The sequence below is a fragment of the Acinetobacter cumulans genome (assembly GCF_003024525.3).
In the GTDB taxonomy this organism is placed as follows: Bacteria; Pseudomonadota; Gammaproteobacteria; order Pseudomonadales; family Moraxellaceae; genus Acinetobacter; species Acinetobacter cumulans.
The window spans coordinates 2716313-2730645 of sequence record NZ_CP035934.2; the positions used below are offsets into that span (position 1 = coordinate 2716313).

The 14333-nt window shown below is 42.0% G+C and carries 11 protein-coding genes; 3 read left to right on the top strand and 8 right to left on the bottom strand.

Annotated elements, in window-relative coordinates; all coding sequences use genetic code 11:
* Positions 1-61: 61 nt before the first annotated feature.
* Positions 62-3298 carry a DNA translocase FtsK gene (locus C9E88_RS12805; protein ID WP_106985099.1) on the bottom strand — a complete coding sequence of 1079 codons (3237 nt, stop codon included), beginning with the start codon at positions 3296-3298 and terminating at the stop codon, positions 62-64.
* 253 nt (positions 3299-3551) lie between these two features.
* On the opposite strand from C9E88_RS12805, the gene trxB reads away from it, so the two are divergent.
* From trxB to C9E88_RS12820, 3 genes are all read left to right on the top strand, one after another.
* The gene (gene trxB, locus C9E88_RS12810) at positions 3552-4502 is read left to right on the top strand and encodes a thioredoxin-disulfide reductase (RefSeq protein WP_106985100.1); all 951 of its coding nucleotides are present in this window, start codon (positions 3552-3554) and stop codon (positions 4500-4502) included.
* Between the two features lie 191 nt (positions 4503-4693).
* Entirely contained in the window at positions 4694-5428 is a 735-nt protein-coding gene (gene aat / locus C9E88_RS12815) for a leucyl/phenylalanyl-tRNA--protein transferase (RefSeq protein WP_106985101.1), read from the top strand.
* Between the two features lie 31 nt (positions 5429-5459).
* A complete protein-coding gene (locus C9E88_RS12820) occupies positions 5460-6275 on the top strand; it encodes an arginyltransferase (RefSeq protein WP_106985102.1) in 816 nt (271 codons plus the stop codon).
* Positions 6276-6310: 35 nt separating this feature from the next.
* On the opposite strand, the gene rimI is transcribed toward C9E88_RS12820, so the two are convergent.
* The 7 genes from rimI to C9E88_RS12855 form a co-directional block, all read right to left on the bottom strand.
* Complete coding sequence (gene rimI, locus C9E88_RS12825; RefSeq protein WP_106985103.1) at positions 6311-6769, bottom strand: ribosomal protein S18-alanine N-acetyltransferase; 459 nt, start codon at positions 6767-6769, stop codon at positions 6311-6313.
* A gap of 119 nt (positions 6770-6888) precedes the next feature.
* Positions 6889-7770 carry a metal-dependent hydrolase gene (locus C9E88_RS12830; RefSeq protein WP_106985104.1) on the bottom strand — a complete coding sequence of 294 codons (882 nt, stop codon included), beginning with the start codon at positions 7768-7770 and terminating at the stop codon, positions 6889-6891.
* 242 nt (positions 7771-8012) lie between these two features.
* Positions 8013-9203 (bottom strand): elongation factor Tu, encoded by a 1191-nt coding sequence (tuf, locus tag C9E88_RS12835; RefSeq protein WP_137287916.1) that lies wholly within the window; start codon positions 9201-9203, stop codon positions 8013-8015.
* Between the two features lie 92 nt (positions 9204-9295).
* Positions 9296-11431, bottom strand: coding sequence for an elongation factor G (gene fusA, locus C9E88_RS12840; RefSeq protein WP_106986486.1), 2136 nt, complete (start codon positions 11429-11431; stop codon positions 9296-9298).
* Positions 11432-11559: 128 nt separating this feature from the next.
* Entirely contained in the window at positions 11560-12030 is a 471-nt protein-coding gene (gene rpsG, locus C9E88_RS12845) for a 30S ribosomal protein S7 (RefSeq protein ID WP_064096978.1), read from the bottom strand.
* Positions 12031-12209: 179 nt separating this feature from the next.
* Positions 12210-12584, bottom strand: a complete 375-nt coding sequence (gene rpsL / locus C9E88_RS12850) for a 30S ribosomal protein S12 (RefSeq protein ID WP_002050319.1) — start codon at positions 12582-12584, stop codon at positions 12210-12212.
* 188 nt (positions 12585-12772) lie between these two features.
* Positions 12773-14188 (bottom strand): EcsC family protein, encoded by a 1416-nt coding sequence (locus C9E88_RS12855; protein ID WP_106986487.1) that lies wholly within the window; start codon positions 14186-14188, stop codon positions 12773-12775.
* Positions 14189-14333: the final 145 nt, after the last annotated feature.

Here is a 14333-nt window from a genome sequence, read left to right on the forward strand (position 1 = left end):
ACTAAAACTGACCAGCATAAAAAAAGCAGCATAAATGCTGCTTTTTTATATGATCTTAAATTTAAATCAAAATATCGCGTTTGCCATTTGCACCCATGGCGCTGACAATCCCGTTTTCTTCCATCTGGTCGATAATACGGGCTGCACGGTTATAGCCAAGGCTAAATTTACGTTGCAGTGACGATGTAGATGCCTTACGTGTTTCAAGTACGAAAGACACACACTGATCATACAACGCATCACGGTCTGAACCGCCATCACCATCTTCAAAACCACGAGAGGTCGGCTCTTCATCATACGGTGTTAAAATTTCATCCACATAATTAGGCTCACCGCGTTCACGCCAAGCATCACAAATACGGTTCACTTCATCATCGCTAATAAAAGCGCCATGCACACGTTCTGGCTCAATTTTACCTGGGCCAAGGAACAACATATCGCCATGACCCAATAGGTCTTCAGCACCGCCTGCATCTAAAATTGTACGCGAATCAAGTTTACTGTTCACACGCAAGGCTGCACGGGTTGGAATATTGGCTTTAATCAAACCTGTCACAACATCCACAGTTGGACGCTGTGTTGCAAGTAATAAGTGAATACCCGCTGCACGTGACTTTTGCGCTAAACGTGTAATCATTTCTTCAGCTTTTTTACCAACCTGCATGATCATGTCAGCAAATTCATCCGCCACAATCACAATCAATGGCATTTCTTGTAAGCGAGGTGCACGCTCGCCCGCCACAGACTCACTGGCTTTCCAAGTCGGGTCAAATAGATCTTCGCCATTTGCCAATGCCTCTTGCACCTTACGATTATAGTCCATGACTTTACGAACTTTCATCATAGACATCAGTTTATAACGGCGTTCCATTTCATTTACACACCAGTTTAATGCGCTGACTGCATCTTTCATGTCAGTCACGACTGGCGTAAGCAAGTGAGGAATATCGTTATAGTTGGCAAGTTCAAGCTGTTTCGGGTCAATCATGATTAGACGCAGCTGCTCAGGCGTATATTTCAACAGCATCGAAAGCAGCATTGAGTTTACAGCGACTGACTTACCAGAACCTGTCGTACCTGCAACCAGCATATGAGGTGCTTTAGCCAAATCGGCCAATACAGGATTACCCGAAATATCTTTACCCATCGCCATACTGAGCAATGCATTTGGATCACGGTAAGCTGGCGTTTCTAACAATTCAATTAAACGCACCATTTCACGTGAGCTGTTTGGCACCTCAATACCAATATAAGGCTTGCCCGGAATAACTTCGACTACACGCACCGATGCCATAGACATCGAACGCGCTAAGTCACGCGAAATATTGGTCACTTTCGATGCTTTTACACCCGGCGCCAAATCCAGTTCAAAGCGAGTTACAACTGGCCCTGGTTGTGCCTCCATCACTTTCGCTTTGACGTTAAATTCCTGCAGTTTAATTTCCAGCAGTTCAGAAAGGCGGGCTAACTGTTCTTCTGTAAAATTCACCTTTTTATTCGGATCAACATCATCCAGCAAATCTAGACCCGGCAATGGCGGTAAATCTAAACGCTTTTTCGCAACCTGCATGGCGCGAGACAGCGGACGACCTGCCGAATCTGTTAATGGCGCATCAAAATCAAAGTCTTCTTCTTCAAACTCTGGTTCAGCTTCAGCTGGACGGCCTGCAGTATCCTGCCAAACTTCACGGAAAGCATCTTTATTCGAGCTAATCAGCGCTTTTTCTTCTTCAGATACTAATGGCTTAGGTGCTTCAAAACTGGTTTGAATATTGGCATTTACCAATGAAGATGATTGCGCATAACTGCTAGTGGTTCTTGGTGCTGGCGTGTCATTTAAATCATCAACCAGTAAATCATCAAGATCATCAAATTCTGTGTCTAAATTTGCTGCTTTAGATCCCGTTGTTATTATAGGTGTAGCTGCAAATGTTGCCGCTGTTGCCGCTGTTGCCGCTGTTGCCGCTGTTGCCGCTGTTGCCGCTGTTGCCGCTAGCGTCATAGCATCATCTACAATATGCAAACTTGGCTTATCATGTGGCTGTGGTGCAAACTGCATTTCTACACTTGGCACAGTCGACGTAGTCGTTTCAGCACGATCATCCGTCAGTGATGTGCTATTAAACGGGATATGTACATCTGTCGCCGTTTTTGCATTTGGCACTGCAGCCAACAACTCATCAAAGATTTCATCATCATCCCAATCTACAGATGATTTTGATGCCGAGGATGTTGGCTGTGTAGAGATGTCTACTGTAGATGCGTCGTGTGCATGCACCACATGCTGGAAATTAGTGGCCGCTGTTTTAGGTTGCTGCTCTTCTTCAGCTGCTTTTAATAAGGCATCAATATCTTGTTTATGGCGTTGATCTTCATCTGAATTTAATGCACGCCACACTTCACCTGTCGCGACAACACGCTCAGGATCATCCATTAAGCGATGGGCTTTTTCCAAAGTTTGTTCAAACTCTGCATCTAATTCTGGCGTAGTTAAATCAGCTTCAACTTGGGGCTGACGTTGCTCTGCTTCCCATTCTTTATCTGCAATATCGCTAAACAAACGCTCTGCAGCACTATCACGCACAGCAGGATCAATACTCGATTGCTGTTGATGCTCCACAGCCAATGCCGTTGCAGAAGCTGATGTTGCCATTTTCGCAACAACAGGTGTCGCTTCTTTTTTAGTTGGTGGTGCAGTTAAGTCGTATGCAGACTCACTTTCAGGCACATTACGATAAAATAGATCTTGTAAATACGCAGGTGCTGCTTTTAAGGTGACCCAAGTTTTGTTCCACTTTACCCCAAAGGCTAAAGTAAACAGGAGCACCCAAAACACAATCAGGAAGAAAGCCGCGCCATAAATGGTCAGTAAATTAGATAAACTTTGGCCCAATTCATAACCAATAATACCGCCAGATGCATTATCTAAAGTATCTGCAGGAACTTGCCAGAACAAAAACAATAAACTCGCAGTCGCCAACAAAATAAAAAACTGTGCAGCAACACGAAAAGGACGGTTTAAAAAGCTATGTGGCCACCAAACTTGTACTGCTTCTGCAAACAAATATACAGGTATAAGTAGACTGGCCCAGCCAAGAAAACCAAATAAAAGATCAGCAATCCATGCACCAGCAACGCCACTGGCATTTGATACTTGCATAGTATCACTAGAAATGTGCATCCAGCCTGGATCAAATGGTGTATAAGTGACTGTTGCAAGGAACAGATAAATCCCAAATGAGACCAAGAATAATGTCATTATTAAGCGCTGTGCATAGGCACCCGACACCGCTGTCATATACTGTCCTGTAACCAATTTTTCAAATGTTTTTGTTTGCTGGCTGGCTTGAATCTAAGCTGCGCAATAAGCCCCATATTATGCACTTCTTCATCAAAAAAAGATGCATGATTATTTAGCTAAGTTGTTAACTCTATTCTATATAGCCCAAATCGATTTCAATGATCAATAATATCGACTTTAATCTCACACAATCAGCACCGACTTTCACGTATAATTCCACAAATTTCCCTATAAAAAAAGGATGTCGCGAATGAGCGCTCGTCACTCTCGTTTAATTATTTTAGGTTCTGGCCCTGCTGGTTATAGCGCTGCTGTATACGCTGCACGTGCCAACTTAAAACCAACACTCATTGCTGGTTTGCAACTCGGTGGACAGTTAACAACTACAACTGAAGTAGACAACTGGCCAGGTGATGCACACGGTTTGACAGGCCCTGCCCTCATGGAACGTATGCAAGAGCACGCTGAGCGCTTTGGTACAGAAATTATTTATGACCACATCAACGAAGTTGATTTAAGTCAACGCCCATTTGTACTTAAAGGCGATATGGATGAATTTACATGTGATGCCTTAATTATTGCAACAGGTGCGACAGCACAATACCTCGGTTTAGAATCTGAAGCTGCCTACATGGGCCAAGGTGTGAGTGCATGTGCAACATGTGATGGCTTCTTCTATAAAAACCAAAAGGTGATGGTTGTAGGCGGTGGTAATACTGCAGTTGAAGAAGCACTTTATCTTTCAAACATTGCTTCACACGTGACTTTAGTACACCGTCGTGACTCGCTACGTTCTGAAAAAATCCTTCAAGATCATTTATTTGAAAAAGTAAAAGAAGGCAAAATCAGCATCATTTGGAATCATCAAGTCGATGAAGTATTGGGCGATGCGCAATCTGGCGTAACTTCAGTACGCTTGAAATCAACTCAAGATGATTCAACACAAAATGTTGATGTGACAGGCATGTTCGTTGCGATTGGCCACAAGCCAAACAGCGGTATGTTTGAAGGTCAATTGACGCTACGTGATGGCTATGTACAAGTACAAAGCGGTACTGCAGGTAACGCGACGCAAACTTCAGTAGCTGGCGTATTTGCTGCAGGTGATATTGCAGACAGCATTTACCGTCAAGCGATTACTTCTGCGGGTTCAGGCTGTATGGCTGCCCTTGATGCAGAAAAATATCTTGATGCGCTTTAATTCCTAAGCGCTATAGATAAAAAAACCGCCGTCATGGCGGTTTTTTACTTTAAGCCTGTTTAACTCGCCCTATAAACAAACAAAAAATAACGAGCCATTTCATAAAGACAAAATATAACAAAACATCCCCGATTGGGCAGTAATCAAATATTGGTTATGATAAACAGAATCAATCTAGGTCAAAATCTCTTATGCAATGCCTGCCAGCTTCTAAATTTACCTTTCCAGACCCAGTCGAAGTTGACCCAGAAGGACAAGGATTGATTTGCAGTGGCGCAGACCTCTCCCCTTCTACAATATTTGAAGCCTACACACATGGATTATTTCCATGGTTTTCTGAAGGTGAGCCAATTTATTGGTGGTGTCCTGAACCGCGCTGTATTATCCGCCCACAAGATTATCGTCCAAGCAAAACCTTACTACGTAGCATGAAGAAAATGAATTACCGCATTACGGTCAATCATGCTTTTGAAAAAGTGATCCGCTCCTGCTCACTTCCACGCAGTTATGCCAATGAGACTTGGATCTCTGAAGATATTATTCAAGGTTATTGCGCCATGTTTAATGCAGGCTATGCATATAGCATTGAGGTTTGGGAACAAGATCTACTTGTCGGAGGCTTATATGGTATTAGTATTGGGCAAGGTTGTTTTGGTGAATCCATGTTTAGCACCCGCACCGATGTGTCTAAAATGGCTTTCTATAGCTTGATGCTGATTGGACAAGAAAATCAGCTTGAATGGATAGACTGCCAATTAGAAAATGATCATTTAATCAGCTTAGGTGCTTGTACAGTTTCTCGCCAAATATACTTAAATTCGTTACAAGATGTGATAAAACGCCCTGCAATTGATTGGAAAAAATATCAAGACAGTGTATTTTCAAGTAAAACAATAGCGCAAAATTCCGCATTAGTTCCCGATTGAGTCGAATCATACAAAAATAGAGGGATATTGCATGAACTCATATCAACCAAAATCCCTGCTTAACGAGTTGCAGTATTATATTACGCCACCACATGACTGTAGCTACTTAGACAATAAATCTGCACGTATGGTGTTTTTAGATCCAGTACATCGTATTGACGTCGTTACGCTGTCTGAACTTTCCCGTATGGGTTTTCGTCGTAGTGGTGATTTTGTTTATAGACCAGAATGTCATCTCTGTCGCCAATGCTTATCATCTCGTGTTCCCATCCATGAATTTACAATGAACAGCAAACAAAAGAAAGCTTGGAAACGCAATCAGGATTTAAGCCTTAAAATTACACAACCCAAAGATGCAAGCGATGTGCATTATGCGTTGTATGAGCGTTACATTACGGAGCGACATGCTGATGGCGACATGTTTCCACCAAGTCGTGATCAATTTGAAAAATTCTTAATTCATAGCTGTACGGACAGTTTCTTTTTAGAATTATGGCTAGATGATCGTCTCATTAGTGTATCAACCTGCGATCCGCTCGATGACGGCTTATCTGCGGTCTATACTTTTTTTGACCCAGATGAACATAAACGCTCTTTAGGCGTGTTCGCGGTATTAAAGCAAATCGAATATGCCAAAGCGCTCGGTTTACAATATATATACTTAGGCTATTGGGTTCCTCATTCCAATAAAATGAATTACAAGTCGGATTACATTCCTCTGGAATTGCTACTTGATGGGCAATGGCGTCGTTTAAATCACACCTTAAGTGCCGAAGAAATTCAACATTTAGGAGACTCTTTAATGACGACCCTCCCTTCAGGTTGGAATAATTCCATTATTAAATAACAATCGCATTGTCCAATACAACGCGGTTGTGTTTCTTATTTAAATAGCTGTGAAAAATCATCACTACATGTACGCACCATAATAATGGCGTGCTCACGCGTACCATCTGGCTTCGGATAATAGTTTTTTCTTAAATCAATTTGATGAAAATCAGATTTCTCATATAAACGAATCGCAGCGGTATTTGATTCACGTACTTCAAGAAAAATCTGCACAGGATTATTTTTCAGCATCGCAATAGATTCTTCTAGTAAACGATATCCTAAACCTTGGCCTTGTTGACTCGGATGAATCGCCATGAGCAACAAGTTCGCTTCATCTAAAACGGGCTGTAAAATACAGAAACCCACAACTTGCCCACGTACTTCAATGACTGTACTTTGATAGCCAGTCACCGCCTCATCAAACTGCTTCGGTGTCCACGGATGGCTTTGGACTAATTTTTCAATTTCTACGACAGATGCAACATCGGCCGTATTCATCAAACGAATCATCTTCGTTATCTTTTATCGCGAATAGGAATAGCGAATTATAAAAAAATTGACAAAAAAATCGAGTAAAAAAAAGAGCGATTTTCATCGCTCTACAAGATTCAAAAAACTACAGCATTCACTTAAAAACCTAATTTCTCTTTCCATTTTGCCAACAGACTGTGTGTATCTAAGTCATTTGGGTGAAAACCTGGTTTGAAATATTCTAGCATCTCTTTACCCATGCCAGTAATCACCCCTTTTGACGGGCTGTATGCATATTCGTAAATAATACCTAAAGATTCACGGTTCAACTGCTGGTCTTCTTTTAATAATCTGAACAAGAAGTAACTTTGTACACAAAATAACGTCACCATAGCAGCAACTAAACTTGTCGTACGTACCGTATAAGCTTTTACGCCTTTACCAAATACACCTTCATATACATCATAAGCGACAGCTTTATGTTCATTTTCTTCAATTGCATGCCATAACCACATGGTTTTCATGGTTTCATCAGTCATCAGCTCTTGAATATGCGGATTCACCAATAATTGAGTTGCGATCGTTGCAGTAAAGTGTTCAAGCGCTGTGGTAATGGTTAGGTCCACCATTTGCTTATTAAAGCCAAACGGCTTACCAATCATTGCTAAAAACTTGCTCGAATTTTTTAATACTTTTCCAGTATAACCATCTAAAGTATCAACATCATGGCCAAATTTTTGTGCAGATGCATTAAAGCCAACATGCTCTTGTGTATGCATGGCTTCTTGACCAATAAATGCAGAAATTTCTTTTTGTAACTCTGCATTGTCTTTAATGCCAGAATGCTGACGAACAGCACGAACGCTGTCAATAAAGAACTTTTCACCTGCTGGAAACAGTGCAGATAATGCAGTCATAAAATGTGTGAGACCTGCAGAACCATTCATCCAATACTCTGGAACTGAATCAAAATCAAAGTTCATTCGACGAACTGGGAAACTTGCGCCTGCACGGTTGGTAATATTTACTTTAGCGTTCATAACTAACTCCTGCCAATCAGCTGATTCAGCTGATTCATCCTTATATTTATATTTTCATAACTTAATATTAAAGATTTGCAATTTTTCGATAATCGCAGTTAAGGTCAAGAGATATCAGTTAAGGACAGCTTTCAAAATTATTGTCTGACAATTTATCTTTCGTTTTGATTTGATAGTTTTTTTAGAATCATTAGCCATAAAAAAAGCGCCTCAAAGAGGCGCTTTTTTTACACAATCAGCGATTATGCAGTTACTTTAGCAACTACACCAGCACCAACTGTACGACCGCCTTCACGGATCGCAAAACGTAGACCTGGGTCCATTGCGATTGGATGGATAAGCTCTACTGACATTTCAACGTTGTCACCAGGCATTACCATTTCCACGCCTTCTTTAAGCGCGATCGCACCAGTTACGTCCGTAGTACGGAAGTAGAACTGTGGACGGTAACCGTTCAGGAATGGAGTATGACGACCACCTTCTTCTTTAGAAAGTACGTATACTTCTGCGTCGAATTTAGTATGCGGTTTGATTGCACCTGGTTTAGCAAGTACTTGACCACGTTGAACGTCTTCACGTTTAGTACCACGTAGAAGAACACCACAGTTCTCGCCCGCACGGCCTTCGTCAAGAAGTTTACGGAACATTTCTACGCCAGTTACAGTTGTTTTAACTGTATCTTTGATACCAACGATTTCAACTTCTTCGCCTACTTTAACGATACCAGTCTCAACACGGCCAGTTACTACTGTACCACGACCTGAGATAGAGAATACGTCTTCGATTGGCATAAGGAATGGAAGATCGATAGCACGTTCTGGTTCTGGGATGTACGTGTCAAGCGCTTCAACAAGAGCTACAACAGCGTCTTCGCCGTATTGGCTAGCGTCGCCATTAAGCGCAAGAAGAGCAGAACCACGGATAACTGGAGTGTCATCGCCTGGGAAGTCATAAGTAGAAAGAAGTTCACGAACTTCCATTTCTACTAATTCAAGAAGCTCTTCGTCGTCTACAAGGTCGCATTTGTTTAAGAATACAACGATGTATGGAACGCCTACTTGGCGAGAAAGAAGGATGTGTTCACGAGTTTGTGGCATTGGACCATCAGTCGCAGCACATACAAGGATTGCGCCGTCCATTTGAGCAGCACCAGTAATCATGTTTTTAACATAATCGGCGTGGCCCGGGCAGTCTACGTGAGCGTAGTGACGAGTTGGAGAATCGTATTCTACGTGTGAAGTATTAATTGTAATACCACGTGCTTTTTCTTCAGGTGCAGAGTCGATTGCAGCGTAATCTTTCGCTTCGCCACCGAATTTCTTCGCACATACAGTTGCAATTGCAGCTGTTAAAGTTGTTTTACCATGGTCGACGTGACCAATTGTGCCCACGTTTACGTGTGGCTTATTACGTTCAAACTTAGCCTTAGCCATGAGAGCTTCCTTTTTAAGCTACTCATGCAGGAACACTGCATGAGCATTAGATTTTAACTATAAATTAGTTAGGCAATATAGTAATCGAAAGATTACTCGTCGTCACCTTTTTTACCGCCAGATTGGAACTTAGAAATGATGCCTTCAGCCACGTTACGTGGAGTTTCAGCATATTTAGCAAATTCCATAGAATAAGTCGCACGACCTTGAGACATAGAACGCATTTGAGTCGCGTAACCAAACATCTCAGCAAGTGGAACTTCAGCTTTAATTGCTTTAGTACCGCCAGGAAGATCGTCCATACCTTGAACCATACCACGACGACGGTTTAAGTCACCCATGATATCGCCCATGTAGTCTTCTGGAGTTTCTACTTCTACTTTCATGATCGGTTCAAGCAAGATAGGATCTGCTTTCATGAAACCGTCACGGAATGCGTAAGAACCAGCCATTTTGAACGACAATTCGTCAGAGTCGACATCATGGTAAGAACCGTCGAACAATGTCGCTTTGATGCCAACAACTGGGTAACCAGCTAGGACACCATTCTTCATACGTTCTTGGATACCTTTGTCAACCGCGCCGAAGAATTCTTTCGGTACTACGCCGCCAACAACTTCTTCAACGAATTCGTATTCTTTCTCAGAATCCGCATCCATAGGCTCAAGACGTACGTATACGTGACCGAATTTACCTTTACCACCAGTTTGACGAACAAATTTACCTTCTTGTTCAACTGATTTTTTGATCGTTTCACGGTAAGCAACCATTGGTTTACCAATGTTCGCTTCAACGTTGAATTCACGTTTCATACGGTCAACGATGATGTCAAGGTGAAGCTCACCCATACCAGAAATGATCGTTTGACCAGATTCTTCGTCAGTACGTACGCGGAATGATGGATCTTCCTTCGCTAAACGGCCAAGAGCGATAGACATTTTCTCTTGGTCAGCTTTAGTTTTAGGTTCAACAGCAAGTGCGATTACTGGCTCTGGGAATTCCATACGCTCAAGAGTGATGACATTTTTCTCATCACAAAGTGTATCACCAGTAGTTACGTCTTTAAGACCTACACATGCAGCGATGTCACCAGCACGGATTTCTTCAACGTCTTGACGTTCGTTAGCGTGCATTTGCACGATACGGCCAATACGTTCACGCTTAGATTTAACTGGGTTATAAACCGAGTCACCTTGCTTAAGAACACCTGAGTAAACACGTACGAAAGTCAAGTTACCTACGAATTTGTCGTTCATGATTTTGAACGCTAACGCAGAGAACGGAGCTTCGTCAGAAGATTCACGTGAGCCTTCAGTTTCGTCTTTGTCGTCAAGGATACCCTTGATCGCTTCAACGTCAGTCGGCGCAGGTAAGAATTCAATAACTGCGTCCAACATACGTTGAACACCTTTGTTTTTGAACGCTGAACCACAAAGCATTGGCTGGATTTCGCAAGCCAAAGTTTGAGCACGGATACCAGCAACGATGTCTTCTTTAGAAAGATCACCTTCTTCTAGGTATTTGTCCATTAACTCTTCAGAAGCTTCAGCAGCAGCTTCTACAAGGTTAGTACGCCATTCTTGAGCTGTTTCAACTAGATCAGCAGGAATGTCGCCGTATTCGAACTTCATACCTTGAGAAGCTTCGTCCCAGATGATTGACTTCATTTCGATTAAGTCAACAACACCTTGGAAGTTATCTTCAGCGCCAACTGGAATCACAACTGGTACAGGGTGCGCACCAAGACGTGTTTTCATTTGTTCAACAACACGGAAGAAGTTTGCACCAGTACGGTCCATCTTGTTCACGAATGCTAAACGAGGCACTTTATATTTGTTAGCTTGACGCCATACAGTTTCTGACTGAGGTTGTACACCACCTACAGCACAGTAAACCATGCACGCACCGTCAAGAACACGCATAGAACGTTCAACTTCAACTGTGAAGTCAACGTGTCCCGGGGTGTCAATTACGTTGATGCGGTGTTCTTTAAACTGTTGGCTCATGCCAGACCAGAATGTAGTTGTCGCAGCAGAAGTAATGGTAATACCACGTTCTTGCTCTTGCTCCATCCAGTCCATTGTTGCTGCACCGTCGTGTACTTCACCAATTTTGTGAGATACACCTGTGTAGAACAAAATACGTTCTGAAGTTGTAGTTTTACCAGCGTCAATGTGCGCTGAAATACCAATGTTACGGTACTGAGAAATTGGGGTTTTACGAGCCATGATTTCTAGCATTCCTAAATTTTGTTGTTTAAAACAGGACGCTTTAAGCTGCAGAACAGCTTAAAGCGATTTCATGACAGCGCAATGAAAGCACTGTCAATTTTCTGAGTAGGGCCTGTTTTATCCGCTTAGAAACGGTAGTGAGAGAATGCTTTGTTGGCTTCAGCCATACGGTGCACATCTTCACGTTTTTTAACAGCTGCGCCTTTACCTTCAGATGCATCAAGCAACTCACCAGCAAGACGTAAAGCCATAGTTTTTTCAGAACGCTTAGCAGCAGCGTCTACTAACCAACGCATCGCTAGAGCAGTACGACGGGATGGGCGTACTTCCATAGGAACTTGGTATGTAGCACCACCAACACGGCGTGCTTTTACTTCGACCATAGGACGAACTTTTTCAAGCGTAGCTTCAAAAAATTCAACTGGGTCTACTTTTGATTTTTCTTGAACGCGGTCTAAAGCACCGTAAACGATACTTTCAGCAATAGATTTTTTACCATCTTGCATTACGTGGTTCATGAATTTAGCGATTGTTTGGCTACTGAATTTTGGATCCGGAAGGATTTCACGAGCAGCGACTACGCGACGTCTTGGCATTTTAAACTACCTATAAATATGACACTTCAGGTTTATCCAGCATGAGTGCAAAGTGTCATGCACTATTCGCTGGCCTTACTACACGTCGCTTGAATTTCACAAAATTAAATGCAGAAATCAGACAAGCGAGACGATAAAGGATTGCAGTTCTAACGAACTAAGAAGCTAATCTTTTCAGATTATTTCTTAGGACGTTTAGTACCGTATTTAGAACGTGACTGGTTACGATCTTTAACACCAGCGCAGTCTAAAGAACCACGAACGGTATGGTAACGTACACCTGGTAAGTCTTTAACACGACCACCACGGATAAGAACAACACTGTGCTCTTGTAGGTTATGGCCTTCACCACCGATATAGCTAGAAACTTCGAAACCTGAAGTTAAGCGAACACGGCAAACTTTACGCATTGCTGAGTTAGGTTTTTTAGGTGTAGTAGTGTAAACACGTGTACAAACACCACGACGTTGTGGACAAGCCTTCAACGCAGGAACTTTAGATTTTTCAACTAAAGTCGTACGACCCTTACGGATCAACTGATTTGTTGTTGCCATTTGGCAATTCTCCCGTTAAATAAAAGCCCCAAAAAAATACTGCTTTTTGAGGGCATGCAATTGTAATTCAGGATGTAAAAATGGTCAAGATTCGACTACTCATCAAATCTTGACCAAAAATTTCTTTTGTTGCTTTTTCAGCCAAACAAAAGCACATTAAAAAACTAACAAATTGAAAATAAGCATATTTATTTTTTCAACTGAGCATCCTTCTGTAGCGCAGATGTCTGGCCTAAATTTTCTTTTTCGCCCAACGGAGCATCATCTTGCCATACAGCATCCTGATCATTTGCTAAAGCAGCTTGCTGTGGTGGCACATCATCGCTCGGTGCAACTTCTTTTTCAGCCAGTGCAACTAAATCATTTGTAATCTGCTCATCTTGCGTATTTAAGCCAGATGCTTCGTCTTCTTTATCTTTAAGTGTCTTTTTTAACACTTTGACCTGTGTAATATTTTCATTTCCTTCAATATCAATGGCTTTATTTAGCACAGGTTCGATAAGGTTTTGCTCAATTGCCTTGACCGACTCCATAAGTTTTGGTGCAGCCTGCGCCAACAACTCCATTGATTTTTCATAGGCAAGCAACGGTGATAGCTGTGTGTCTTTATGCTGAATTAAATATTCACGTGCCTGTGAAAAGACTTGCTGTGCTTTTTGATTGACCTCATCCACCAAACGTAGACTATATACGGCACTAATACCTGCACCAGCCAATGGGGTTAAACGTGCAAGTTTATCAAGCAAGGATACTTTAGACAGCTGATTAAGCCATCCCAACTTATACTCCCCCTGTGCATCAACAAAATATTTTTTGAGCGCTTCTACATCATTGCTTGAACCTAGCATTTGCTGTAACTGACTCAAATCATGGGTTTGAATGGTACTCGACAGCGCTTTTAGCGCCAATAAAAGTGTTTGTTTTTCAGCAATGACACCTAAGTCAATTTGTCTAAAAATATGCTGCACAATTTCTTGATCACTTTCTTTGCTCAAATCAAAACCGTATGAGCGTCCGACTTGGTAAATAATCCTTAAAGACATTAACAATGACGCTGGGATATCTATTGTCGAACCCAAGACCCCTGTCGCCCCTGTCAATGCGCCTTGTAAAGATGCCAGCCATTTATTTTGCTCAACCAATGCCTGACTCAAACGCTTGGAACGATCTACATCTTGCGTCAACTCCTCCAAATCACGCACACCAGCTTCATCCAGCACCGCATCCACTGAACTCATGTTATTGCTCAACTGATTCAGTTGATCAAACAAATAATCTGACACTTTGTCGGAAAATTGTGGCGATACAAAATTCGCAACATTATTCACTTTACTGTAATGGCGACCTAAAAACTGGCGCGATACATTCGGCAGATGTTCACGTAATACTTGCTGTGGATTGTCATATACTTTAGATGTAAAAACACTTGCGACTTGATACTTCCCCTCAATCGCAGATTGTGCAGATGAAGCCCGTGTCAGCTTTGCCACTGAATCTGGTGCAACATGATTTAACAAAGAAGTGCCTGTACTACTGAGCTTTTTAGCCACTCCAACTGCATTAGAAAAGAAACCGCTTGATTGCTTATTATTCGAGTTCGCCATTCCCTACCCCATTGCCTATATTCTTACAATTCTCGATAAATACTAGGTGTAGTCAGCATTTAACTCAACCTGAATATGTATCTTTTAGTAAAGCAAAGACGCATTTTGCTCAGAAGATCGGAACTTGAAAATAGGCATAGGATTT

Excerpts from the sequence above, each read along its gene's own strand:
- C9E88_RS12805 (WP_106985099.1), bottom strand. The coding sequence starts at position 3,298 with ATGACAGCGGTGTCGGGTGCCTATGCACAGCGCTTAATAATGACATTA.
- trxB (WP_106985100.1), top strand. The coding sequence starts at position 3,552 with ATGAGCGCTCGTCACTCTCGTTTAATTATTTTAGGTTCTGGCCCTGCT.
- aat (WP_106985101.1), top strand. The coding sequence starts at position 4,694 with ATGCAATGCCTGCCAGCTTCTAAATTTACCTTTCCAGACCCAGTCGAA.
- C9E88_RS12820 (WP_106985102.1), top strand. The coding sequence starts at position 5,460 with ATGAACTCATATCAACCAAAATCCCTGCTTAACGAGTTGCAGTATTAT.
- rimI (WP_106985103.1), bottom strand. The coding sequence starts at position 6,769 with ATGATTCGTTTGATGAATACGGCCGATGTTGCATCTGTCGTAGAAATT.
- C9E88_RS12830 (WP_106985104.1), bottom strand. The coding sequence starts at position 7,770 with ATGAACGCTAAAGTAAATATTACCAACCGTGCAGGCGCAAGTTTCCCA.
- tuf (WP_137287916.1), bottom strand. The coding sequence starts at position 9,203 with ATGGCTAAGGCTAAGTTTGAACGTAATAAGCCACACGTAAACGTGGGC.
- fusA (WP_106986486.1), bottom strand. The coding sequence starts at position 11,431 with ATGGCTCGTAAAACCCCAATTTCTCAGTACCGTAACATTGGTATTTCA.
- rpsG (WP_064096978.1), bottom strand. The coding sequence starts at position 12,030 with ATGCCAAGACGTCGCGTAGTCGCTGCTCGTGAAATCCTTCCGGATCCA.
- rpsL (WP_002050319.1), bottom strand. The coding sequence starts at position 12,584 with ATGGCAACAACAAATCAGTTGATCCGTAAGGGTCGTACGACTTTAGTT.
- C9E88_RS12855 (WP_106986487.1), bottom strand. The coding sequence starts at position 14,188 with ATGGCGAACTCGAATAATAAGCAATCAAGCGGTTTCTTTTCTAATGCA.